The organism is Pseudoxanthomonas jiangsuensis, assembly GCF_010093185.1.
In the GTDB taxonomy this organism is placed as follows: Bacteria; Pseudomonadota; Gammaproteobacteria; order Xanthomonadales; family Xanthomonadaceae; genus Pseudoxanthomonas; species Pseudoxanthomonas jiangsuensis.
This window is the reverse complement of sequence record NZ_PDWL01000002.1, coordinates 1-24,025: the sequence shown is the minus strand read 5'-3', so window position 1 is coordinate 24,025 and position 24,025 is coordinate 1. Positions and strand designations below refer to the sequence as shown.

Genomic DNA, 24,025 nt, shown 5'->3' with positions numbered 1-24,025 from the left:
GACGGCTACGCGCCGTCCTGCGGCGCCGGCCCGGTCGACTGCCGCAGCTGCAGCGCGTAGGGCATCTTCACCATCCGCCCGGCGCGGGGATCGCGGATCGCGCACAGCAGCTGCACGGTGGCGACCTGGCCCATGTCCCGGGTGGAGCGCTGCACGGTGGTCAGGCGCGGGAAGATCTGCTGCGAGATCGGAGTGTTGTCGAAACCGCACACCGACACGTCCTGCGGCACCCGCAGGCCGCGTTCGGCCGCCGCGCGCACGACCCCGGCGGCCATGTCGTCGTTGGCGGCGAAGATCGCGGTCGGCCGCCTGGCCAGGTCCAGCAGCCGCCGCCCGGCCGCCAGCCCGGAATCGAACGAGAACTCGCCGTCGACCACCAGCGCCGGGTCGTAGCGCAGGCCGGCGCGGCGCAGGGCGCTGCGGTAGCCGGCCAGGCGCCACTCGCTGGCACCGTGGTCGGGATGGCCGCGGATGTGGCCGATGCGCTGGTGACCGAGATCGACCAGGTGCGCCATCAGCTCGCACACCGCCTCGTGCTCGTCCAGGGTCACCCCGATCCGGCCCTGCGGCTGCCGCGGCGAGATGCAGGTGAACGGCACCCCGAGTTCGTCGAGGCGGTCGAGCAGGGCACCGCTGTCGGTCAGCGGCGGGGTCAGGATCAGGCCGTCCAGGCGCGAAGTCTCGACCAGGGTCTCCACGGTCTCGGCCAGGTCGCCGGCCTGGAAGCCCACCGGCTGCATGACCATGCCGTAGTGGTGGTTCTCGCAGGCCTCGACCACGCCGTTGACCACCTCCATCAGGTAGTTCGGCGACGGGTTGTCGTACAGCAGAGCGACCAGGTAGGAGCGGTTGCCGGCCAGGCTGCGCGCGGACGGGTCGGGCCGGTAGTTGAGCGCGGCCACCGTTTCCATGACCTTGGCGCGCGTGGATTCGCGCACGCCGGGCTCTTGGTTGAGCACGCGCGATACCGTCTTCATCGATACGCCGGCCGCGGCGGCGACGTCCTCGATCCTCACCCGCATTGCGCCCGACCCTCCCGCGGTCCGGCACGGCAGGCGCCGGCCGGACCGCTTCCGTTATGCCCGGATCACCAGAACAGCGTGTACAGGGCCGCCAGGATCGCGACCACGCCCAGCGCGCCGAAGTTGAAGCCGGCCGAGGTGCCGTAGTTGACGTCGTCGGTGCGGATCAGGTCGCTGCCGGCCTTCTGCGGCCGGGTCGCCAGCGACACCACCACCGCCAGCGCCAGCGCCAGCAGGAACACCAGGCCGACGCGGTCGATGAACGGCAGCGACGGCCAGGCCATCTTCAGCACGATCGACAGCACGAACGAACCGATCGCCGCGGCCAGCGCGCCGGCCTCGTTGGCGCGCTTCCAGAACAGGCCCAGGACGAAGATCACCACGATGCCCGGGGTGAAGAAGCCGGTGTATTCCTGGATGTACTGGAACGCCTGGTCGAAGCTGCCCAGCAGGGGCTTGGCGGTGAGGATGCCGATCAGCACCGACAGCGCGGCGGCGATCCGGCCCACCCGCACCAGCTTGGCCTGTTCGGTCTGCGGCCGCGCCTTGGCGTAGAAGTCCAGGGTGAAGATGGTCGCCACCGAATTGATCTTGGACGCCAGCGAGGCCACGATCGCCGCCACCAGCGCGGCGAATACCAGGCCGAGGATGCCGCTGGGCAACAACCGCATCATGGTCGGGTAGGCCTCGTCCGGACGGTGCAGGTCCGGGGCCAGCATCACCGCGGCGATGCCCGGCACCACCACGATCAGCGGCATCAGCAGCTTCAGGAACGCGGCGAACAGCACGCCCTTCTGCGCTTCCTTCAGGTCCTTGGCCGCCAGCGCGCGCTGGATGATGTACTGGTTGAAGCCCCAGTAGCTGACATTCATGATCCACATGCCGCCGATCAGCACGCTGATGCCCGGCAGGTCCTTGTAGAACGGGTTGTCCTTGCTGAGGATCATCTCGAAGTGGCCCGGGTGCTCGGCCCACAGGCGGTTGAAGCCGGCCACGATGCCTTGGCCGTCGCCGATCTGGTTCAGGGTCAGGCCGGCCACGAACAGGCCGCCCAGCACCAGCAGGGTGACCTGGACGATGTCGGTCAGCGCCACCGCCTTGAGCCCGCCGTACAGCTGGTAGACCAGGGCGAACACGCCAATCAGCACTACCGCGGTCATCTGGTCCATGCCGGTGACCTGGTTCACCGCGATCGCGCCCAGCCACATGATCGAGGTGATGTTCACGAACACATACAGGCCCAGCCAGAACACCGCCATCAGGGTGCGGATGCGGTTGCCGTAACGTTCCTCCAGGAACTGCGGCATGGTGTAGATGCGGTTGCGCAGGAAGATCGGCAGGAAGAACTTGCCGACCAGCAAGAGGGTGGCTGCCGCCATCCACTCGTAGGAGGCGATCGCCAGGCCGATGGCGTAGCCCGAGCCGGACATGCCGATGATCTGCTCGGCCGAGATGTTGGCCGCGATCAGCGAGGCGCCGATCGCCCACCAGGGCAGCGACTTGCTGGCCAGGAAGTAGTCGCTGGCCGACTTCTGGTGGCCGGCCTTCTCGCGCGACACCCATTGCGCCAGGATGAAGATGCCCGCCAGGTAGGCGAGCACGATCACGATGTCCAACGTGGCAAGTTTCACTCGGGTCGACTCCTAGGACGATGTGCGGATGGCGCGGCGGCCGCGCGGCCGCGGTATGCGGTGGGAGGGTTCGGTGAGCCCGGGAATGACGGCGCGGGGGAGGGAGCGGCGCATGCGTGCCTGCCGTTCCGCGCGGGAGGCGCGGCGGCGTGCTGCTGCATGCGCGGCGGGCGCCCCTCAACGCCCGCTGTCACTCCCTCCCCCTTCAGCGACCGGTGCCTCCTCCTCCCCGGTCCGGCACGGTCGCTGCTGCCGTTGCCCCTCGAAAACGTCGATACAACCGTGGTGCCGCGCCTCCTGCGCGCGCACCGGTGATCCGGTCCGGCGGGCGACGCGTGCAGGCGCCGCCGCCTTTTTCTTGTCGCGTGCCGGGCGGCTTACTGCCCGGTCGGGCACTCCAGGATCTTGCCGGCCTCGCTCACCGCGCCCACCGCCACCCGGGCGATCGACACGGTGGCCGGCGCGTCGCTCTGCAGCTTCAGCAGCAGGTCCAGCTTGGACACGTCGGCGCCGGAGGCGGCGAAGCACTTCAGCGGGATGCCCAGCGCGGTCCACTGCCCGGCCGGCAGGCCGGCCAGGGCGGCGCGCAGGTCGATCGGCTCGCCGGCGCCGGCGCTGACGGTGAGCGCACCGCTGGCCGGCACCGCGTCCGGACGCAGGGTCACCAGCAGCAGCAGGTCGCCGTTGGTCTCGCGGGTCAGCTCCTGGGCTGGCTCGGCACTCAGCCGCACGCTGGCCGGCTGCTTGCCCGACCAGGTGAAGCGGCGCGCATCCTCCTGGCGCTGGTGGTCGACCGCGGTCACCTCCAGGCTCCTGTCGGCCACCGCCACCGGCACCGTGGTCACCAGCGTGGTGTGCGCCTTGGCGTCCTCCAGGTGCAGGCTCAGGCCGGGGGCGAGCATGGCATCGGCGAAGTACACCCCGGCCGGCGCCTGCAGGCCCTCGATCCCCGATTCCTCCGGCAAGGGCGCGACCTCGCCCTTGTCGGCATAGGTCAGGCCGTAGCCGTAGGCGAACTGCGGGTCGTAGCCTTCCTGGCCGACGTTGTTGGCGTACTGGACCGCGGTGCGCGGCCAGGAAAAGGCCAGCTTGCCCTTGAAGTCATGGTTGACGCTGCCGTCCGCCTTGCGCAGCAGCACGTCGGCGATGCCGCCGCCCTCGCCGCCCGGCAGCCAAGCCGCGACGAAGGCGTCGGCGGCGTTGATCTCGCGGTTCACCCACAAAGGACGGCCGCTGACGAACACCGCCACCACCGGGATGCCGTCGGCCTTGAGCTTCTTCAGCAACTCCAGGTCGCTGTCGTCGCCGGGCTTGTACAGCAGGTTGGGGATGTCGCCCTGGAACTCGGCGTAGGGCTTCTCGCCGAACACCACGATCGCCGCGTCGGGCCTGGTCTTGTACTTGCCGTCGACCGCCAGCTCGGCCTGGCCGCCGGCGGCCTTGGTCGCTTCCTGCAGGCCCTCCCAGACGGTCTGCGCGTTGGGGAAGTCGGCGCGGGTGGTGCCGGTGCCCTGCCAGCTCAGGGTCCAGCCACCGGCGATCAGGGCCACGTCGTCGGCATGGCTGCCGGCGACCAGCAGGCGCTTGTTGGCGGCCAGCGGCAGCACGCCGCCGTCGTTCTTCAGCAGGACCAGCGACTCGCGCACGGCCTGGCGGGCCACGGCGCGGTGCTCGGCCGAGCCGAGCAGCTCGAACTTGCCGCCCAGCGCGCGCTGCGAGGGCTTGCCGGCCTCGAACAGGCCCATGCGGAACTTCACCCGCAGGATCCGGCGCACCGCGTCGTCCAGGCGTTCGGCGCTGAGGGTGCCGTCCTTGGCGGCGGCCAGGGCGGTCTCATAGAAGCCCTTCCAGCTGTCCGGCGCCATCGCCATGTCCAGGCCGGCGTTGATCGTGGCCGGGCAGTTCTCGTTGGTGCAGCCCTTGATCTGGCCATGGCCGTTCCAGTCGCCGACCACGAAGCCGCCGAAGTTCATCCGGGCCTTGAGCACGTCGGTCAGCAGGGGCTTGTGGCCGTGCAGCTTCTCGCCGTGGAAGCTGTTGAACGAGGCCATCACCGACTGCGCGCCCGCGGCAATGGCGGTGGCGTAGCCGGCGGCGTGGGTGTCGCGCAGCACCGCCTCGCTGACCTGGGTGTCGCCCTGGTCCTTGCCGTTGGTGGTGCCGCCGTCGCCGAGGAAGTGCTTGACCGAGACCATCACGTGGCGGCCGTCCAGGAACTCCGGGGTGCCCGGCTTGCCCTGCAGGCCCTCGACCATCGCCGTGGCGAACTCGGCCACCACCTTCGGGTCTTCCGAGTAACCCTCGTAGGCGCGGCCCCAGCGGTCGTCCTGCGGCACCGCCACGGTCGGGGCGAAGGTCCACTCCATGCCGGTGGTGCGGGTCTCCTGGGCGGTGATCTCGCCGATCCGACGCAGCAGCTCCGGGTTGCGGGTCGCGCCCAGGCCGACGTTGTGCGGGAACAGGGTGGCGCCGACGATGTTGCTCTGGCCGTGCATCGCGTCGATGCCCCAGATGATCGGGATCGCCTTGCCGCCGCCGGAGGTGTCCATCGACGCCTCGTAGAAGGCGTCGGCCAGGGCGAGCCACTCGGCCGGGGTGGCGTTGTACTTGCCGCCCGGGTCGGAGCTGCCGCCGGCCAGGATCGAGCCGAGCCGGTACTTGCGCACGTCCTCGGGGGTGATCGAGGCGATGTCGCCCTGGACCAGCTGGCCGACCTTCTCCTCGACGGTCATGGTCGCCAGCAGGTCGTCGACCTTCTTCTCCAGCGCCGGATCGGCCGGGAACGGCCACTGCGGCTGCGGCCACTGTTCCGGATGGATGCTGCCGTCGGCGGCGGCCGGGGCCTGGGCGGTGGCGTCGCCGGCGGCCGGCGTCTCCTCCTTCTTGCCGCAGCCGGACAACAGGGCCACGGCCAGGGCGCCGGCCAGGGTGGTGGCGATACGGACGCCGGGCGCGCGGGCGCCGCGAAGCATGCTGCTCAAGGTGTTCCCCTCCGCTTTCGTTGATCTGCCATCCGGCGGCCTGGGCCGGCCGGCAGGCCCGGAACGCAGGTCCGGACCCGATGGGGGGCAGAGGCTCAGGGCAATTGGCAGCGCTGTCAATTGGAATGGGGGATATACCGGAATCCACCGGATACGCGGCCTTTGCCGCCAAATCCACGCCTGGCCGGCAAAAACCGGCGATGCCGCGGTGCTGATGGGTCGCCGGGGCGGCCCGCGGCGGCCCCGTCCCCCCCTGCTTCCTGTTGCGACGCAGCAGCCGATTGCGATGACGGCCGCCGCCGGACGCCTGCCCGGACCGGTGCGGGGAGCCTCTCCGCCGGCCCCGCGGACCGCGCCTCCGGAGCGCGGCGCCTTGCCCGCCGCGCCTTCCCGGCTTCCGAAGCCGGCGCGTCCCTCTCTATAATCGACGGCAGCTGTGGCCGCCGCGCCACTCGCCAATAGGACGCGAAGTGCGCAACTACGACCTTGAATTCCTGAAGCGGTTCTCGATGGTGATCGGCCTGCTGGCGCTGATCACCCTGGGCCTGATCCTGCTGGCGCACCACCTGCACGGCCGCATCCCGCCGGAAGTCTCGCCCACGGCCGCCGCCCGCACCGAGGCCCGGATCGCCCCGGCCGGCGCGGTCTATGCCGGCGATACCGGCGCCGCCGCCCAGGCCGCCGCGGCCGAGGCCGCCAAGGCTGCCGCCGCCTCGCAGGTCGCCTACGGCGGCACCACCGACGGCGCCACGATCTACAACAACCTCTGCGGCGCCTGCCACACCAATGGCGTGGGCAAGGCCCCGACCCTGGACCACGCGCACTGGGATGCGCGCATCGCCCAGGGCAAGGAGACCCTGTACAAGCACGCGATCGAGGGTTTCACCGGCCCGGACGGCGGGATCATGCCGCCCAAGGGCGGCAACCCGGCGCTGACCGACGAGCAGGTCCAGGTCACGGTCGACTGGATGGTCTCGAACCTGAAGTAAGCCGCACCGCTGTCCGCACGACGCCGCCTCCGGGCGGCGTCTGCATTTGCGGCGATCCTTCGCAGAACCGGCCCCTGCATCCGCGCTGCGGCCACCCCACTGGAGTGCACGCCATGCGCCGTTTCCCGCTAGCCGCCGCCCTTCTGCTCGGCGCGCTGTTGCCGGCGGCCGTCGAAGCCCGTCCGCCCACGCCGCTGGCGATCGGCGCGGTCCAGGGCGAGGCGGCCACCAGTCCCTGGCAGGGCCGCGAGGTGACGGTCGAGGGCGTGGTCAGCGCCGACTTCCGCGCCGGCCTGGGCGGACTGTTCCTGCAGGACGGCGGCGATGGCGATCCGCGCACCTCCGACGCGGTGTTCGTGCGCATCGATGCCGCCGGCCTGTCCGTACCGGGAAACCTGGCCATGGGCACCCGCTGCCGCGTCACCGGCCGGGTGGTCGAACTGCCATCGGGCCGCGACAGCCTGACCACGATCGAAGCCGCCACCCTCGGCCCCTGCCGCACCGCGACCCTGCCCGCGGCCCAGGCCATCGCCGCCCTGCCCGCGGACTGGGAACCGCTGGAAGGCATGCGCGTACGCATCGACGCGCCGCTGACCATCACCGGCAGCCACGCCCTGGCCCGCTTCGGCGAGCTCACCGCCAGCTTCGGCGGCCGCCAGTGGCAGCCCAGCGAACTGGCCCGGCCCGGCAGCGCCGAGCATGCGCAGCTGGACGCGGAGAACGCGCGCCGGCGCCTGGCCCTGGACGACGGCAGCCAGCAGCGCGATCCGGACGCCGTCGCCTACCTGGCCGACGGCATCGCCCCGCGCGTGGGCAGCGTGGTCGCCGGCGCCGAAGGCATCGTCGACCACCGCAACGGCGCCTGGCGCCTGCAACTGCAGGCGCCGCTGGCGCTGCAGCCGGCGCCGCAACCGCCGCCGCCCGGCGTGCCGGGCACGCTGAAGGTGGCCGCGTTCAACCTGGAGAACCTGTTCAACGGCGACGGCCAGGGCGGCGGCTTCCCGACCCCGCGCGGGGCGCGCACGCCGCAGCAGCTGCAGGCGCAGCTGGCCAAGCTGGTGGCCACGATCCGGGCGCTGGACCCGGACATCGCCGCGCTGATGGAGCTGGAGAACGACGGCTACGGCCCGCAGTCCAGCCTGGCCCAGCTGGTGGCCGCGCTCAACGCCGATGGCGCCAGGTGGCGTTTCGTCGACGCCGGCCGCGGCCCGGGCGACGACACCATCCGGGTCGGCCTGATCTACCGCGAAGACCGGGTGGCGACCCGCGGCAAGCCGCGCGTGCTCGAGGCCGGGCCGTTCGGCGAGCTGAGCCGGGTGCCGCTGGCCCAGGCCTTCGCCCGCAAGGGCGGCAAGGGCCGCCTGGTCGTGGTCGCCAACCACTTCAAGTCCAAGGGCTGCAGCGAGGCGGCCGGCGACGACGCCGACCGCAAGGACGGCCAGGGCTGCTGGAACGCGACCCGCCTGCGCTCGGCCGCCGCCCTGCACGCCTGGCTCGATCCGGGCCCGACCGGCCGCAACCGCGACCCGGTGGTGCTGCTGGGCGACTTCAACGCGTATGCGATGGAGGATCCGGTGCGCTGGCTGCGCGAGGAGGCCGGCTGGGCCGATGCCTTCGCCGTGGCCGCAGGCGACGATGCGGCGCGGCCCTACAGCTACGTCTACGACGGCCTCAGCGGCCGCCTCGACCACGCCCTGCTCAGCCCCTCGGCCGTGCCCCTGCTGCGTGGCGCGGTGGAATGGCACGTCAACGCCGACGAGCCGGACGACGCCGGCTATGACGGACGCAACGTCCCCGGTCCGTGGCGCAGCTCGGACCACGACCCGCTGGTGCTGGGCTTCGACCTGTAGAAGCCAGCAACCGCAAAGGCTATAGGGTTGCGCTGGCTTCGGAGGGAGTCCGCCGTCACATGGGGGATGGACCACCCCTCGGGACGACCTCCTGTCTTTACTCGGGGCCGTGGCACATCCATGGCCACTTGGTCCATCCCCCATGCGACGGCGGACGCTTGCGCGTTGGGATACGTGCCTTCGGTTTGGAGAAGCGGGGGTTGCTTCTCCTGTAGGAGCCGGTCTTGCCGGCGACCGCCATGGCGGATGCGTCTGCTTGAAGCCGGGTGCCAATGATTCTTTCGCCTCTACGGTCGCCGGCAAGACCGGCTCCTACAAGGTAAGCAAGGCACTGGGTCCCGGTGTTCGCCGGGATGACGGAGTCAGGCCGACACCTGAAGAGTGGAAGCACCCGAAACGATGAACTTCAAGTTCGCAGAGGCCGTCGTGCCTTGGGTCTGCGGGGCAAGTGGCACAGGGACGTGCCACGGCCGCGAGTTGCGGGCAGGACGCCCGCCCGAGCGGTGCACCGCAGACCCAAGGTACGGCGGCCCCGACCGAAGCCAGCGCAACCAATAGCTTTTGCCGTTGCCGATCCCCCCCAACCTCAGCCCGCCCCGCCGTGCAGGTAATCCAGCGACACCTGCAGCAGGGCGCGCAGGCCCACGTCCAGCGAGGACTCGTCGAGCAGGAACTCCGGCGAGTGGTTGCCCGGCGCGGTCGCCGGGTCGATCCCCCTGGCGGTCGAGCCGACGAAGAAGAACATCGCCGGCACCTCCTGCCCGAACAGCGAGAAATCCTCCGAACCCATCTGCAGCGGCGGCTCGTACACGTTGTCCGCGCCGACCACCGCCTGCAGGCTCGGCAGCATCCTCGCGGTCAGCGCCGGGTCGTTGACCGTGGCCGGGTTGCCGTCGCTGTCGGGCACCTTGGCCTCCACCCGCGCGCCGTGCGCGGCGGCCACGTGCTCGGAGACGTTGCGCAGGTCGGCGAAGATCTTCTCGCGCATGCCCTCGTCGAAGGTGCGGATGGTGCCGATCAGCTCCACGTCGTCGGGGATGATGTTGTAGCGGATGCCGCCCTTGACCGCGCCGAAGGTCACCACCGCCGGCAGCCTGGCCAGGTCGGTGCGGCGACTGACGATCGTCTGCGCGGTGCCGACCAGGTTGGCCGCGGCGACGATCGGGTCGACCCCGCCCCACGGCCGCGAACCATGGGTCTGGCGGCCGACCACCCGGATGCTGAAGCGGTCGGAGGCGGCCATCAGCGGCCCGCCGCGCACCGCGATCCGCCCGGCCTGGACCGAGGAGAACACGTGCAGGCCGAACACGGCCTCCGGCCGGTAGTCCTTGAACAGGCCCTGCGCCAGCATCAGCGCTGCGCCGCCCTCCTCGCCGACCGGCGCGCCCTCCTCGGCGGGCTGGAAGATGAACATCACCTCGCCCGGCAACTGCTCCTTCATCGCCACCAGCGCCTTGGCCACGCCGAGCAGGATCCCGGTGTGGGCGTCGTGGCCGCAGGCGTGCATCACCCCGACGGTCTCGCCGCGATACTCGCCGGTGGCCTTGGAGGCGAACGGCAGGCCGCTGCGCTCGGTCACCGGCAGCGCATCCATGTCCGCACGCAGGGCGATCTTCGGCCCCGGCTTGCCGCCCTTGAGGATCGCGACCACGCCATGGTGGGCAATCCCGGTGCGCGGCTGCAGGCCGATCTTGCGCAGTTCCTCGGCCACCACCCGCGCGGTGCGCTCCTCGCGGTTGGACAGCTCCGGGTGCTGGTGGAAATCGCGCCGCCAGTCGATCACCTGCTGCTGCAGGCGCTGGGCGGCGGCGGCCACTTCGGGCCGCTGCGCCGGCGCGGCGGACGGCTGCGCGAGGGCCGTCAGCGGCAACACGGCCAGCAGGGACAGGGCAAGACGGGTGCGGGCGGGCATCGCGACGGCTCCGGTACGGGAATGGGCCGATGCTAGCGGCAATGGCGGGGCATGCCGAGTCACGGCGGCGACACCGCACGATGGACGGGCCGCGGGCGACGGTCCACCATCCCCGCCCCCTTGCCCCGTTCGCTTCCCGATGCCCGAGCTCGCCCTGCAGCTGTTGCTGCTGCTGTTCCTGGCCGCCCTGCTGGCCGGCTTCATCGATGCGATCGCCGGCGGCGGCGGCATGATCACCCTGCCGGCGATGCTGCTGGCCGGGATCCCGCCGCTGCAGGCGCTGGGCACCAACAAGCTGCAGTCGCTGTTCGGTTCGGCCTCGGCCAGCTGGTCGTACGCCCGGCACGGACACGTGGACCTGCGCGCGCAGCTGCCGATGGCGCTGGCCGCCGCGGCCGGCGCGGTGCTCGGCGCGCTGCTGGCCAGCCGGGTCCCGGCTGACTGGCTGAAGCTGGGGCTGCCGTTCCTGCTGGTCGGCATCGCCCTGTACTTCGCGCTCAAGCCGGACATCGGCGCGGTCGAGCGTCACCGTCGGGTATCGCCGTTCGTGTTCGGGCTGACCTTCGTCCCGGCGATCGGCCTCTACGACGGGATCTTCGGCCCGGGCACCGGCTCGTTCCTGATGCTCGGCTTCGTCACCCTGGCCGGGTTCGGCATCCTCAAGGCCACCGCCCACACCAAGTTCCTCAACTTCGGCTCGAACGTGGGCGCGTTCGCGGTGTTCGTGTGCACCGGCGCGGTGCTGTGGAAGGTGGGGCTGGCGATGGGCGCCGGCCAGTTCCTCGGCGCGCAGCTGGGCTCGCGCTTCGCGATGCGGCACGGCACCCGGGTGATCAAGCCGTTGCTGGTCACGGTGTCGATCCTGCTGGCCGTGCGGCTGCTGGCCGACCCGACGCATCCACTGCGGGTGTGGCTGGGAATCTGATCCGCGTCAGCGGAACACGACGGTCTTGTGGCCGTTGCGCAGGATCCGGTGCTCGACGTGGCGGCGCACCGCCCGCGCCAGTACCTGCGACTCGATGTCGCTGCCCACCCGCACCAAGTCGCGCGGGGTCATCGCGTGGTCCACCCGGGCCACGTCCTGCTCGATGATCGGGCCCTCGTCCAGGTCCTCGGTCACGTAGTGGGCGGTGGCGCCGATGATCTTGACCCCGCGCGCGTGCGCCTGGTGGTAGGGCTGGGCGCCCTTGAAGCTGGGCAGGAAGCTGTGGTGGATGTTGATCGCGCGCCCGGCCAGGGCCCGGCACAGGTCCGGCGAGAGGATCTGCATGTAGCGCGCCAGCACCACCAGGTCCACGTTCTCGCGCTCGACCAGGTCGACGATCGCCCGCTCCTGCTGGGCGCGGTTGGAGGCATCCACCGGCAGGTGGTGGAAGGGCACGCCGTAGGAGGCCGACAAAGCGGCGTAGTCCGGATGGTTGGACGCGACCGCGGCGATGTCCACCTTCAGCTGGCCGCTGTGGGCGCGGAACAGCAGGTCGTTGAGGCAGTGGCCCTGCTTGCTGACCAGCACCAGCAGCCGCGCGCGGCGGCGGGCGTCGTGGATCTGCCAGTCCATCTCGAACTCGCCGGCGAGGTGGCCGAAGCGCTCGAGCAGGGCCGGCAGCGCGTCGGCCGCCGGCAGCTCGAAGTGCACGCGCAGGAAGAAGCGGCCGCTCTCCTCGTCGCCGTACTGCTGGGCGTCGACGATGTTGCAGCCCTGGCCGAACAGCAGCCCGGAGACGCGGTAGACGATCCCGGTACGGTCCGGGCAGGAAAGGGCGAGGATGTGGTCGTGGCGCATAGGGGCGCCATGGTAGGGCAGCGCGGGCGGATACGGGCGGCCGGTTGCAGCTGTTACCGCCCGGGTGGCTACCGCCCGAACACCCCGCGCGCCTCGCGCGGCTCGCAGCGCAGGTACTGCGGCGCCGGCGCCACGCTCGCGCCCAGTTCGGCCGCCGCGTGCCAGGGCCAGCGCGGGTCGTAGAGGATGCCGCGGGCCAGCGCCACCGCATCGGCGCGGCCTTCGGCCAGGATCGCCTCGGCCTGGCGCGGCGCGGTGATCAGGCCGACCGCGATCACCGGCATCGCCACCTCGGCCTTGATCGCCTCGGCGAACGGCACCTGGTAGCCCGGCACCGCCTCGATCGCCTGGCGCGGGTCCAGGCCGCCGCTGGAGACGTGGATGAAGTGGCAGCCGCGCGCGTCCAGCGCGCGCGCCAGTTCGATGCTCTGGGCCAGGTCCCAGCCGCCCTCGACCCAGTCGGTGGCCGAGATCCGCACCCCGACCGCGACCGTCGCCGGCACCGCCGCGCGCACCGCCTCGAACACCCGCAGCACCAGGCGCATGCGGTTCTCCAGGCTGCCGCCCCAGGCGTCGTCGCGGGCGTTGCTCAGCGGCGAGAGGAACTGGTGCAGCAGGTAGCCGTGGGCGGCGTGGATCTCGACCAGCTCCAGGCCGATCCGCGCGGCCCGCTGGGCGGCGCGGACGAAGTCCTCGACCAGGGCGTCGATCGCGGCCGCGTCCAGCGCCTGCGGCACGCCGTGGCTGTCGTCGTAGGCCAGCGCCGACGGGGCGACCGTGGTCCAGCCCTGCGGATCGTCGGCGGCGATCGCACCGCCGCCTTCCCACGGCCGCGCGGTGGAGGCCTTGCGCCCGGCGTGGGCCAGCTGGATGCCCAGCGGCATCGGCGACCAGCGCCGCAGCGAGGCGAGCAACCCGGCCAGCGCGGCTTCCTGGTCGTCGTTCCACAGGCCCAGGTCGGCATGGCTGATCCGCCCGCGCGGCTCGATCGCGGTCGCCTCCAGGACCAGCAGGCCGGCGCCGGACAGGGCCAGGGTGCCGAGGTGGATGTGGTGCCAGTCGCCGACGCAGCCGTCGTGCGCCGAGTACTGGCACATGGGGGCGATGGCGATGCGGTTGGACAGTTCCAGCGGGCCGAGCTTCAACGGCGAGAACAGCAGGCTCATGGCGGGGAGGGGCAGGGAGGGCCGTGCATTGCAGCGCCAGCCGGCGGCCGCATCAAGGCCGCAGCTGGATCACAGCATCACGGGCGGTGCCACTGCATCTGCCAGCCACGGCAGTACCTGCGCGCAATCGGCCTCGACCTTCAGCGCCAGCAGGTCGTCGGCGCGGGTACGGCCGCAGTTGAGCATCGCCACCGGGATGCCCGCCTCGGCCGCCATCCGGGCGAAGCGGAAGCCGGACCAGACCATCAGCGAGGACCCCACCACCAGCACCGCGTCGCTGCGCCGCAGGTGCGCGACCGCCGCTTCGACCCGTGCCCGCGGCACGCTCTCGCCGTAGAACACCACGTCCGGCTTGAGCAGGCCGCCGCAAAGCGCGCAGTCCGGCACCGCGAACGCGGCGAAGTCCACGCCCTCCAGGTCGGCGTCGCCGTCGGGCGCGATCTCCGCCACGTGACGCTCCCACCCCAGGTTGCGCGCCAGCAGCTCGTGCTGGAACTCCGCCCGCGACAGGTCCGCGCCGCAGCCCAGGCACACCACCCGGTCCAGGCGCCCGTGCAGGTCGATCACCGCCGCCTGGCCGGCGCGCTGGTGCAGGCCGTCCACGTTCTGGGTCACCAGCACCTCGATCCGGCCCTGCGCCTCCAGCGCGGCCAGGGCGCGATGGGCGGCATTGGGCCGGGCCTGCGCGAAGCGCGGCCAGCCGGCCAGGCTGCGCGCCCAGTAGCGGCGGCGGGTCGCGTCCTGGCCGGTGAAGGCCTGGAAGGTGATCGGCGGCACCCGCTTCCAGCCGCCGTCGGCGTCGCGGTAGTCGGGAATACCCGAGCCGGTGCTGATCCCGGCGCCGGTGAGCACGAACAGGCGGCGATGGCGGTCCAGGAATCCGCGCAGCGCATCCAGGCCAGGCGGATCGGGCGATGCAGGCGCGGCGACGGGACCGCTTGCGAATGCCGGGGCAGGATCGGAACTCATCCCCTCCTCATGGGGCCGCCGCCGCTCGCGGGCAAGGTCGGCCGCAAGACCATTGACGCCGCCGCCCGGCCCCGCTAACGTGGCGCCCGCCGACGGTTTCATCTCTTCATCACGATGCAGAGATGAATTAAAAGGGAAGTCCGGTGCGCGCCTGCCCGCAGGCGCAATTCCGGCGCTGCCCCGCAGCGGTAACTGGAAACGACCTCCGCCATCGCACTGGCCCTCGCGGGCCGGGAAGCGGCGGACAGTAGGCCACGGCGCGCGTGCGCGCCGCCCGTCCACGAGCCCGAAGACCTGCCCCGGCCGGAAGGCATGCCCGCCTTCCGCCTGACCTGGAGCCTCCGCGGGGAGGCGGCCGGAGCCCCGCGCATGGCGCCACGCCGTGCGCGCGTCCCCGTGCCCGTCCCCGCGTTGGTTCCGGTTCGCCCGCGGGGGCGAAGGTCGCCACGGTTCCGCGCATGGCCACGGCCACGGGCGGCGCCCGCCCTTCGTTCCTCATCGACCACGCATGAGGAATCGCACGATGACGCTCACCACCAACCTCGGCTTCCCCCGCATCGGGGCCCGCCGCGAACTCAAGCACGCCCTGGAATCGCACTGGCGCGGCGAACTGTCCGCCGACCAGCTGCACGCGGTCGGCCGGCAGCTGCGCGCCCGCCACTGGACCCTGCAGCGCGACGCCGGCATCGACCTGCCGCCGTCCAACGACTTCTCGCTGTACGACCAGGTGCTGGACACCGCCTTCCTGTTCGACGCCATTCCGTCCAGCCACCGCGCCCTGGCCGACGCCGACCCGCTGGCCGGCTACTTCGCCCTGGCCCGCGGCCACCAGCGCGACGGCATCGACCTGCGCGCGCTGGAGATGACCAAGTGGTTCGACACCAACTACCACTACCTGGTGCCCGAACTCGAAGCCGGCCAGCCGTTCGCCCTGCGCGGCGACAAGCCGCTGGCCGAGTACCTGGAGGCCAAGGCCCTGGGCATCGAGACCCGGCCGGTGCTGATCGGCCCGGTGACCTTCCTGTGGCTGGCCAAGAGCGTGGACGGCAGCGACCGCTTCGCCCTGCTCGAGCGCCTGCTGCCGGTGTACGCGCAGCTGCTGCAGAAGCTCCAGGCCGCCGGCGCGCAGTGGGTGCAGATCGACGAGCCGGCGCTGGTGCTGGACCTGTCGCCGGCGGTGCAGGACGCCTACCGCCGCGCCTACGCCGCGCTGGCCGCCGGCCCGCGGCCGAAGCTTTTGCTGGCCGCTTACTTCGGCGCCCTGGGCGACAACCTGGAGCTGGCCGCCTCGCTGCCGGTGGACGGCCTGCACCTGGACCTGGTGCGCGCACCCGAGCAGCTGGAGGCGGTGCTCGACAAACTCCCCGCCGGACGCGTGCTCTCCGCCGGCCTGGTCGACGGCCGCAACATCTGGCGCACCCGCCTGGACAACGCCCTGCTGCTGGCCCGCTACGCCCGCAACCGGGTCGGCGCGGAGAACCTGTGGCTGGCGCCGTCGTGCTCGCTGCTGCACGTGCCGGTGGACCTGGACGGGGAAAAGGCGCTGGAGGCCGACCTCAAGTCCTGGCTGTCGTTCGCCAGGCAGAAGCTGGGCGAGATCAAGGTCCTGGCCGATGCCCTGGACGGCCGCGACGGCGCCGAGGCCGCGCTGGAGGACGCGCGCGCCCGGATCGAGTCGCGCAAGGCCTCCCCGCGCGTCCACCGCCCGGCCGTGGCCGCGCGCCTGGCCGCGCTGGACGCCGATGCCGCCCGTCGCCGCTCGCCCTACCCGCAGCGCCGCCAGGCCCAGGCCGCCGCGCTCGGCCTGCCGCTCTATCCCACCACCACCATCGGTTCGTTCCCGCAGACCCACGAGGTGCGCGAGGCGCGGGCCCGGTTCAAGTCCGGCAGGCTCGACGAGGCCGGCTACGACGCCTTCCTCGAAGCCGAGACCGAGAAGTGCGTGCGCTACCAGGAGCAGATCGGGATTGACGTGCTGGTCCACGGCGAGTTCGAGCGCAACGACATGGTCGAGTACTTCGGCGAGCAGCTGGACGGCTTCGCCTTCACCAAGCTGGGCTGGGTGCAGAGCTACGGCAGCCGCTGCGTGAAGCCGCCGGTGATCTTCGGCGACGTGGTCCGGCCGGCGCCGATGACCGTGCGCTGGTCGAAGTTCGCCCAGTCGCTCACGCCGCGGCCGATGAAGGGCATGCTCACCGGCCCGGTGACGGTGCTGCAGTGGTCGTTCGTGCGCGACGACCAGCCGCGCGCCGACACCTGCCGGCAGATCGCCCTGGCCCTGCGCGACGAGGTGACCGACCTGGAGGCGGCCGGGATCAAGGTCATCCAGATCGACGAGCCGGCCCTGCGCGAAGGCCTGCCGCTGCGCCGCGCGCAGTGGTCGGCGTACCTGGACTGGGCGGTGCACAGCTTCCGCCTGAGCGCCTCGGGCGTGGCCGACGAGACCCAGATCCACACCCACATGTGCTACTCGGAGTTCAACGACATCATCGAGGCGGTGGCGGCGATGGACGCCGACGTGATCTCGATCGAGACCTCGCGCTCGCGGATGGAGCTGCTGGATGCGTTCGTCAGGTTCCGCTACCCCAACGAGATCGGCCCGGGCGTGTACGACATCCATTCGCCGCGGGTGCCGACCACCGCCGAGATGGTCGGGCTGCTGGAGAAGGCGCGCGCGGTGCTGGCGCCCGAGCAGATCTGGGTCAACCCGGACTGCGGCCTGAAGACCCGCGGCTGGGCCGAGACCCGCGCCGCGCTGGAGCGGATGGTCGAGGCCGCGCGGATCCTGCGCGGCGGGCGCGCCCAGGCGGCCTGAGCCGGCAAGGCCATGCCGCCACCCGGGCCGCGGCGACCACAGGGGCGGATGCGACAGGCGCGCACGGACGCGCGCCGCTTGGCCGACGACAGCGTTGTCGTCGTGCAGGCGCGCGAACGCCGGCCTAACATGGCCTTTCCCCATCGCCGCCATCGCACAGGAGCCGCCGTGTCGATCAACCAGCAGCAGAAGGACCGGATCGCGTCCGGCCAGGGTTTCATCGCCGCCCTCGACCAGAGCGGCGGCAGCACGCCCAAGGCGCTCAAGCTCTACGGCATCGGCGAATCGGACTATTCCGGCGAGGCGGAGATGTTCGCCCTGGTCCACCGCATGCGCGAGCGGATCGTCACCAGCCCGGCCTTCGGCAAGGGCGGGCGGGTGCTCGGCGCGATCCTGTTCGAGCGCACCCTGGACGACCGCTTCGACGGCCAGGACGCGGCCACCTACCTGTGGGAGACCCGCCAGGTCGTGCCGTTCCTGAAGATCGACAAGGGCCTGGAGGACGAGGCCGACGGCGTGCAGCGGCTCAAGCCGATCCCCGGCCTGGACGCGTTGCTGGCGCGGGCCAAGGCCAAGGGCGTGTTCGGCACCAAGGAGCGCTCGGTGATCAAGGCCAACAACGCCAAGGGCATTGCCGACGTGCTCGACCAGCAGTTCGAGCTGGCGCGCCAGGTGCTGGCCGCCGGCCTGGTGCCGATCGTCGAGCCGGAGGTGGACATCAAGGCCGCCGACAAGCAGGCGATCGAGGTCGCGCTGAAGCAGGGCCTGCTGGCGCGGCTGGACGCGCTCGATCCGGCGACCCCGGTGATCCTCAAGCTGACCCTGCCCAGCGTGGACGGCTACTTCAAGGAACTGGTCGAGCACCCGGCGGTGCTCAAGGTGGTGGCGCTGTCGGGCGGCTACAGCCGCGAGGAGGCCAACGCGAAGCTGGCCCGGAACCCCGGCGTGATCGCCAGCTTCAGCCGCGCCCTGACCGAGGGCCTGAGCGCGCAGCAGGACGACGCGCAGTTCGACCAGGCGCTGGACGCATCGATCGAATCGATCTACCGCGCCTCGATCGCCTGAGCGACGGCCGCGCCGCCAGCCGTCGCATGAGCCCGTATCCCGATACCACCGCCCTGGTCGTGGTCGACCTGCAGCCGGACTTCATGCCCGGCGGCGCGCTGGCCTGCCACGAGGGCGACGCGATCGTGCCGGGCGTCGATGCCCTGCTGCGATCGCGCCGCTACCGCACCGTGGTCGCGACCCAGGACTGGCATCCGCCCGGGCACGCCTCGTTCGCCAGCTCGCATCCGGGGCGCCGGCCGTTCGAGACCATCGAACTGCACGGCCACCCGCAGGTGCTGTGGCCCGACCATTGCGTGCAGGGCACGCCGGGCGCGGCGCTGGATCCGCGGGTGGACTGGACGCCGCTCGACCTGGTCCTGCGCAAGGGCACCGACCCGCAGGTCGATTCCTACAGCGGCCTGCGCGGGAACCACGGCCCTGGCGGTAGCCGGCCACCCACCGGCCTGGCCGGCTGGCTGCGCGAACGCGGCATCGACGAGGTCCACGTCTGCGGCCTGGCGCGCGACTACTGCGTGCTGTGGACCGCGCAGGACGCGGCAGCGGCCGGCTTCCGGGTGCGCTTCCTGTGGCAGCTGACCCGGCCGGTGACGCCCGCCGGCGACGCCGCCACCCGCCAGACCCTGGACGCGGCGGGGATCGCGCTGCTGTAGGACCGGCCCGTACAGGGGAGGGCTGCTAGGCTCTGCCGGCGATGCACCCCGAACCCCCCGCCCCGCCCGCGCCCGACGACGACCCGCCTCCGGTCCCGCCGGAGAAGCCCCTGCCGAACGAGTGCTGCGAGAGCGGCTGCCCGATCTGCGTGTACGACCTGTACGCCGAAGCGCTGGACGGGTACCGGCAGGCGCTGGCCGAATGGAAGCGGCGGCACCCGGACGGGCCGCTCCCGTAGAGCCGAAGACCATTCCTATGGCGACGCGGGCGCCGGCAACGGCGGCACCGGCGTCGGCCGGCCCAGCGGGTCCAGGGCAATCATCACGAAGTGGCCGCGGGTGCACAGCTTGCGCTCGCCGCTGAGCAGGTCCTCGGTGATGACCTCCACGTCCACGCTCATCGAGCTGCGCCCGACCTTGACCAGGCGCGCGACCACCTCGACCAGGTCGCCCTTGTGGATCGGCTGGTTGAAGTCGACCTGCTCCGAGCGCGCGGTGACCACGGTGCTGCGCGCGTAGCGCGAGGCCGCGATGAACGAGGCCATGTCCATCCACGCCAGGGCCTGGCCGCCGAACAGCGTGCCCAGGTGGTTGGTGTGGTCGGGGAATACCATGTGCAGCAGGCGCGCCTCGATCGGGCGCGCTTCGCCTTGCAGGACTTCGGACATCGCGGTGTTCTCCAGGTCGTCGCGGCCTCCCGCAGGCATCATCGCCGATCCGGCGGAGGATGGCGTGCAGGCCGGCGGGCGATGCCTCCCCCACCGGCTCCTACAAGTGGGCGCCGACCGCGGCGGCGACCTGCACCGGCGACTGGAAGCCGGGCAGGCGCGCGACCTCGGCGCCCTCGCGGAATACCGCCAGGGTCGGGGTCTGGCGCAGGCCCAGGCCACGGAAGAACTCCTCGCCCACCTGTTCGAGCTTGACCTTGAGCAGGACCAGGCCCTGCGCGTCCGGCTCGGCGGCGAACTTCCTCAGCGACATGTCGAGCATGGTGCAGCCCGGGCAGTTGTCCTTGTAGAAGTCCACCAGCAGGCGCGGGTGGGCGGCGACGGCGGAGGCGTAGTCGTCAGGCGACGAAGCGTGCAGGGTCTGCATGGGGAGAGGTCTCGCTGGGCATGCCCGGGCCGGGCATGCGCTGGGTACAGGTCAGGATGTGGTCGGTCCAGCGCTGGATCTTCAACGCGTCGCGCTCGCCGTGCGGCATCTGCTCGATCTCCAGCCGCGGATAGCCGCTGCCGAAGAACGCGGCGATCCGGCGCACCGCGCCGCAGTAGTACTCCTCGCCCCACTGGGTCTCGCCGGTGCCGAACACCGCCAGCCGCGGCGGCTTGCCCACCGCCTCGACCAGCTCGGCGATCAGCGCCTTCATCTCGCCGGGCGTGCGCCCGGCGTTGTCGGTCCAGGCGCCGAGCAGGTAGAGGTCGTGGCGCGGGTCGCCGGCGTCGGCCAGGGTCTGCACCCCGGCCTCGATCCAGCTCACCTGGTGCCCCGCGGCCTCGCAGCGCGCGCGCACTTGGCGGGCGACGTCGCGGGTGTTGCCGCTGAGCGAGGTGAAGGCGATCAGGATGCGCATGGGAACGCTAGAGGTCGTCGAAGCCGTTGTCCGAGTTGGTCTTCTTGTAGCTGGCGTTGCGCATCTCGAAGAAGTCGGTCTTGGTCTCGGTGAAGTTGTCGGCGTAGGCCTTGATCCACGGCATCACGTTGTCGGTGGTCTCGGCGTACAGCTTCTCGATCCCGAGCATGCCGGCCATCTTGTTGGCGCGGTACTTCACGTAGCGGATCATCTCGTCCACGTCGATGCCGTCGATCCCGTCCAGCACCTCGCCGGTCCACTGGGTCTCCAGCTCGATCGCGTGGGCGAAGGCGCCGTGCACGTAGTCGGTCAGCTCGTCGGTCTGCAGCTCCGGGTTCTCGCCGACGATGGCGCGGATCACCTCGCTGATGAACTTGGTGTGGGCCAGTTCGTCGCGGTTGATGAAGCTGATGATCTTGCCGGTGCCGGTCATCCGGTTCTGGCGTACCAGGTTGTAGAAGTAGGCGAAGCCGGAATAGAAGTTGATGCCCTCCAGGATCGAGGACTGGATCAGCGAGCGCAAAAGGGTCTCGGCGGTCTTCTCGCGCATGAAGTCGTCGTAGGACTGCATGATCGGCGCATTGCGCTTCTGGATCGTCGGGTGGGTGCGGGCGATCTCGAACACCCGGTTCTGGTTGGCCAGGTCGGTGATCGAGGCCAGCACGTAGCTGTAGCTCTCGTTGTGGATCACTTCCTGCTGGCCGATGATCGCCGCGTTGGCGTGCGCGGCCGGGTCGGTGATGTACTCGGCGACGTTGTAGATGAAGCGGGTCTGCGGCGAGTCCAGGGTGGCGAGCAGGCCGATGATCGAGTCGTAGGCGTTCTTCTCGCGCGCCGAGAGCTCGCCGTACTGCTTGGCGTCGCCCTTCATGTCGACCTCGTCCGGGATCCAGAAGTTGGTCGAGAGTTCCTTGTAGGCGCGGTAGAACGACGGGTACGGAATGTCGTTCCAGTTGAGGATGCCGGAGGTCTTGCCGTTGATGATCCCGGTGGAACGGTTGGGATTGCGCGGCTCGAGGATGCGGATGCGTTCGAGCGGCGTGGCGGTGAGCGGGGCGGTAGCGGACATGTACTTTCTCGTGTTTCGGGCCGTCGCGCCCCTGCGCAAGGAGCCCGCGGCGACGCACCTGTCTGGAGGAAAGCCCCCTGAGTCAGGGGGTGCGCCGAAGGCGCGGGGGTGTGGGTGCTCGTGAGCCGGGGCCCAAGGTTCGCAGAGCGAACCTTGGGGAGCTGTCAGCGCGAATGCGCTGTCAGCTCGAACACCATTCGCACTCGGCGATGTCGATGTCGTTGGAGCGCACGTAGTAGGTGGTCTTGATGCCCTCGCGCCAGGCGGTCATGTGCAGTTCCAGCAACGTGGACGCGCGGATGGTCGACGGCACGTACAGGTTGAAGCTGATGGCCTGGTCGACGTGGCGCTGGCGGCGCGCGTTCTGCCGCACCGAGGCGAACTGGTCGACCTTGTAGGCGCCCTTCTCGTAGTACGGCCAGGTCTCCAGCGACAGCCCCGGCGCGGCGACCGGGCGGCGGAAGTCCTTCTTCTCCTCGTAGTAGAACGCCGAGTAGATCGGGTCGATCGAGGCGGTCGAACCGGCGATCTGCGCGGGGGACATGTTCGGCGCCACCGCCAGCAGCCAGCCGTTGCGCACGCCGTTGACCGCGACCTGGGCGGCCAGGTCCAGCCACTGCGGGCTGTTGTAGTCGCGGTCGCGGAAGTAGGCGCCGGTGTGCCAGTCGCTGCCCGGGAAGGACGGGTAGGTGCCCTTCTCCTTGGCCAGCTCCATGCTCGCCTGCACGGTCAGGTAGTTGATCCGCTCGTACAGGGCGTCGCTGTAGTCCTCGGCGTCCTTGCTGTTCCAGTGGATGCCCTTCTGCGCCAGCAGGTGGTGCCAGCCGAAGGTGCCCAGGCCGATGGCACGGTACTTCTGGTTGGTGATCGTGGCCTGCGGCACCGGCAGGTCGTTGAGGTCGATCACGTTGTCGAGCATCCGCACCTGGATCGGGATCAGGCGCTCGAGCACGTCGGTGATCAGGTCGCCCTGGCCTTCCTGCGGCAGCACCGCGCGGCCGAGGTTGACCGAAGACAGGTTGCACACGACAAAGTCGCCGGCCTGCTTGGTGGTGACGATCTGGTTGCCGGAGATGATCTCCTGCATGAGCCTCGTGGGGCTCATGTTCTGCAGGATCTCGGTGCACAGGTTGGACGAGTACACCATCCCGGCATGCTTGTTCGGATTCTTCCGGTTGACCTCGTCGCGGTAGAACATGAACGGGTTGCCGGTCTCCAGCTGGCTGACCATGATCCGCTTGAAGATCTCGATCGCCTTGACCGTCTTGCGGCCGATGCGCTCGTCGTTGACGACCTCCTCGTACTTCCTGCGGAAGGTGCCGTCGGGATCGCCCTTCTTCTCGTCGTAGAAGTCCTGCAGATACCAGCCCTTGACCCGCTTCACCTCGTGCGGGTCGAACAGGTACCAGTCGCCGCGGCGCTCCACCGCCTCCATGAAGATGTCGGGGATGCAGACCGAAGTGAACACGTCGTGCGCGCGCAGGCGCTGGTCGCCGTTGTTCAGGCGCAGATCGAGGAAGGCCTCGATGTCGCGGTGCCAGATGTCCAGGTAGACCGCGACCGCGCCCTTGCGCTGGCCCAGCTGGTCCACCGACACGGCGGTGTTGTTGAGCTGCTTGATCCACGGCACCACGCCGCCGGAGGAGTTGGGCACGCCGCGGATCGCCGAGCCCGACGAGCGCACGTAGCCCAGGTAGGCGCCGACGCCGCCGCCGCCCTTGGAGACGCGGGCGATGTCGGTGTTGGAGTCGTAGATGCCCTGCAGGGAGTCGTCGACCGTGTCGATGAAGCAGCTCGACAGCTGGCCGCCGATCTTGCCGGCGTTCTGCAGGGTGGGCGTGGCCACGGTCATGTACAGGTTGGACAACGCCCAGTAGGCCTCGCCGACCAGCTGCATGCGCCGCTCGCGGCTGCCCTTGCCCGGGCCGGCCTCGTTCTGCATCAGGTACAGGGCAATGGTCAGCCAGCGCTCCTGCGGCAGCTCGAACACCCCGCGCGAGGTGTCGGTGGCCAGGTAGCGGGTGGCCAGCAGGTACAGGCCGTTGTAGGCGAACAGCTTGTCGCGCTCGGGCTCGATCATGCGCCCGGCCTCCTGCAGCTCCTCCTTGGAGTAGGCGCGCAGGATGTCGTTGGAATAGACGTTGCGGTCGGCCAGCGACTCCTGCAGGCCGACGTAGGAGCCGTACTTCTGCTCGGCGTCGTAGAAGCGGTTGCGGCTGGCGCGCTTGTACAGGCGGCGCAGGTACAGGCGCGCGGCGAAGTACTCCCACTCCGGCGCGGTCAGGTCGACCCGGGCCTCGGCCTCGCGGATCAGGTGGTCGACCAGGTCGTCGGCGTTGACCGCCTCCTTGCGCTCGACGAAGCCGAACACGCTGCGCTTGTAGTCGGCCACGTCCAGCTGCGGGAACTCGGCGTGGATGGCGTCGATGCTGCGCTCCAGGCGCGCGCGGTCGAACGGGATCCGGCGGTTGCCGGCTTCCTTGGTGATCCAGGTGGAGACCTGGCTTTCGTCGATGGCGGGGGCGGGCATGGCGGAGGCCTCGCGGG

At 70.9% G+C, this 24,025-nt stretch carries 19 protein-coding genes and 1 riboswitch; of the genes, 7 read left to right on the top strand and 12 right to left on the bottom strand.

Annotated features, from left to right (window positions below; genetic code table 11):
• Window positions 1–5: 5 nt before the first annotated feature.
• From CSC62_RS01520 to CSC62_RS01510, 3 genes are all read right to left on the bottom strand, one after another.
• Complete coding sequence (locus CSC62_RS01520; protein WP_162404407.1) at window positions 6–1,022, bottom strand: LacI family DNA-binding transcriptional regulator; 1,017 nt, start codon at window positions 1,020–1,022, stop codon at window positions 6–8.
• A 65-nt stretch (window positions 1,023–1,087) separates the two neighbouring features.
• Window positions 1,088–2,653 (bottom strand): sodium/sugar symporter, encoded by a 1,566-nt coding sequence (locus CSC62_RS01515; protein WP_162404406.1) that lies wholly within the window; start codon window positions 2,651–2,653, stop codon window positions 1,088–1,090.
• 377 nt (window positions 2,654–3,030) lie between these two features.
• Window positions 3,031–5,634, bottom strand: a complete 2,604-nt coding sequence (locus tag CSC62_RS01510; RefSeq protein ID WP_162404405.1) for a glycoside hydrolase family 3 protein — start codon at window positions 5,632–5,634, stop codon at window positions 3,031–3,033.
• Window positions 5,635–6,104: 470 nt separating this feature from the next.
• On the opposite strand from CSC62_RS01510, the gene CSC62_RS01505 reads away from it, so the two are divergent.
• Together CSC62_RS01505 and CSC62_RS01500 are read left to right on the top strand one after the other, a co-directional pair.
• Window positions 6,105–6,623: a c-type cytochrome gene (locus CSC62_RS01505; RefSeq protein ID WP_162404404.1), complete on the top strand. Its 519-nt coding sequence runs from the start codon at window positions 6,105–6,107 to the stop codon at window positions 6,621–6,623.
• Between the two features lie 113 nt (window positions 6,624–6,736).
• The gene (locus CSC62_RS01500; protein WP_162404403.1) at window positions 6,737–8,473 is read left to right on the top strand and encodes an ExeM/NucH family extracellular endonuclease; all 1,737 of its coding nucleotides are present in this window, start codon (window positions 6,737–6,739) and stop codon (window positions 8,471–8,473) included.
• A gap of 586 nt (window positions 8,474–9,059) precedes the next feature.
• On the opposite strand, the gene CSC62_RS01495 is transcribed toward CSC62_RS01500, so the two are convergent.
• A complete protein-coding gene (locus tag CSC62_RS01495) occupies window positions 9,060–10,385 on the bottom strand; it encodes a M20 family metallopeptidase (protein ID WP_162404402.1) in 1,326 nt (441 codons plus the stop codon).
• Between the two features lie 139 nt (window positions 10,386–10,524).
• Here CSC62_RS01495 and CSC62_RS01490 point away from each other — a divergent pair, with 139 nt between their 5' ends.
• On the top strand, window positions 10,525–11,310 hold the full coding sequence (locus CSC62_RS01490) for a TSUP family transporter (protein WP_162404401.1): 786 nt from the start codon (window positions 10,525–10,527) through the stop codon (window positions 11,308–11,310).
• Between the two features lie 6 nt (window positions 11,311–11,316).
• Here the strand turns inward: CSC62_RS01490 and purU are convergent, their stop codons facing one another.
• The 3 genes from purU to CSC62_RS01475 all read right to left on the bottom strand — a co-directional run bounded on the left by purU (window position 11,317) and on the right by CSC62_RS01475 (window position 14,303).
• Window positions 11,317–12,168, bottom strand: coding sequence for a formyltetrahydrofolate deformylase (gene purU, locus CSC62_RS01485; protein ID WP_162404400.1), 852 nt, complete (start codon window positions 12,166–12,168; stop codon window positions 11,317–11,319).
• Window positions 12,169–12,236: 68 nt separating this feature from the next.
• Complete coding sequence (locus tag CSC62_RS01480) at window positions 12,237–13,334, bottom strand: NADH:flavin oxidoreductase/NADH oxidase (RefSeq protein WP_162404399.1); 1,098 nt, start codon at window positions 13,332–13,334, stop codon at window positions 12,237–12,239.
• Between the two features lie 69 nt (window positions 13,335–13,403).
• The gene (locus CSC62_RS01475) at window positions 13,404–14,303 is read right to left on the bottom strand and encodes an NAD-dependent protein deacetylase (RefSeq protein WP_162404398.1); all 900 of its coding nucleotides are present in this window, start codon (window positions 14,301–14,303) and stop codon (window positions 13,404–13,406) included.
• A 75-nt stretch (window positions 14,304–14,378) separates the two neighbouring features.
• A riboswitch (cobalamin riboswitch) is annotated at window positions 14,379–14,619 on the top strand.
• A 207-nt stretch (window positions 14,620–14,826) separates the two neighbouring features.
• On the opposite strand from CSC62_RS01475, the gene metE reads away from it, so the two are divergent.
• The 4 genes from metE (at window position 14,827) to CSC62_RS01455 (ending at window position 19,075) form a co-directional block, all read left to right on the top strand.
• Window positions 14,827–17,118 (top strand): 5-methyltetrahydropteroyltriglutamate--homocysteine S-methyltransferase, encoded by a 2,292-nt coding sequence (gene metE / locus CSC62_RS01470; RefSeq protein ID WP_162404397.1) that lies wholly within the window; start codon window positions 14,827–14,829, stop codon window positions 17,116–17,118.
• Window positions 17,119–17,286: 168 nt separating this feature from the next.
• Window positions 17,287–18,183: a fructose bisphosphate aldolase gene (locus tag CSC62_RS01465; RefSeq protein WP_211368906.1), complete on the top strand. Its 897-nt coding sequence runs from the start codon at window positions 17,287–17,289 to the stop codon at window positions 18,181–18,183.
• Between the two features lie 26 nt (window positions 18,184–18,209).
• A complete protein-coding gene (locus CSC62_RS01460) occupies window positions 18,210–18,836 on the top strand; it encodes a nicotinamidase (protein ID WP_162404396.1) in 627 nt (208 codons plus the stop codon).
• 41 nt (window positions 18,837–18,877) lie between these two features.
• The gene (locus tag CSC62_RS01455; protein WP_162404395.1) at window positions 18,878–19,075 is read left to right on the top strand and encodes an oxidoreductase-like domain-containing protein; all 198 of its coding nucleotides are present in this window, start codon (window positions 18,878–18,880) and stop codon (window positions 19,073–19,075) included.
• Between the two features lie 15 nt (window positions 19,076–19,090).
• On the opposite strand, the gene CSC62_RS01450 is transcribed toward CSC62_RS01455, so the two are convergent.
• The 5 genes from CSC62_RS01450 to CSC62_RS01430 all read right to left on the bottom strand — a co-directional run.
• Entirely contained in the window at window positions 19,091–19,504 is a 414-nt protein-coding gene (locus CSC62_RS01450; protein WP_162404577.1) for an acyl-CoA thioesterase, read from the bottom strand.
• A 100-nt stretch (window positions 19,505–19,604) separates the two neighbouring features.
• Window positions 19,605–19,931: a thioredoxin family protein gene (locus CSC62_RS01445; protein ID WP_162404394.1), complete on the bottom strand. Its 327-nt coding sequence runs from the start codon at window positions 19,929–19,931 to the stop codon at window positions 19,605–19,607.
• The gene (locus CSC62_RS01440) at window positions 19,903–20,409 is read right to left on the bottom strand and encodes a flavodoxin (RefSeq protein ID WP_162404393.1); all 507 of its coding nucleotides are present in this window, start codon (window positions 20,407–20,409) and stop codon (window positions 19,903–19,905) included. Before CSC62_RS01440 ends, CSC62_RS01445 begins: the two co-directional genes overlap by 29 nt.
• Before the next feature lie 7 nt (window positions 20,410–20,416).
• A complete protein-coding gene (locus CSC62_RS01435; protein WP_162404392.1) occupies window positions 20,417–21,478 on the bottom strand; it encodes a ribonucleotide-diphosphate reductase subunit beta in 1,062 nt (353 codons plus the stop codon).
• A 181-nt stretch (window positions 21,479–21,659) separates the two neighbouring features.
• Window positions 21,660–24,025, bottom strand: a 2,366-nt coding sequence (locus CSC62_RS01430; protein ID WP_162404391.1) for a ribonucleoside-diphosphate reductase subunit alpha, incomplete at its 5' end; no start/stop codon positions are given.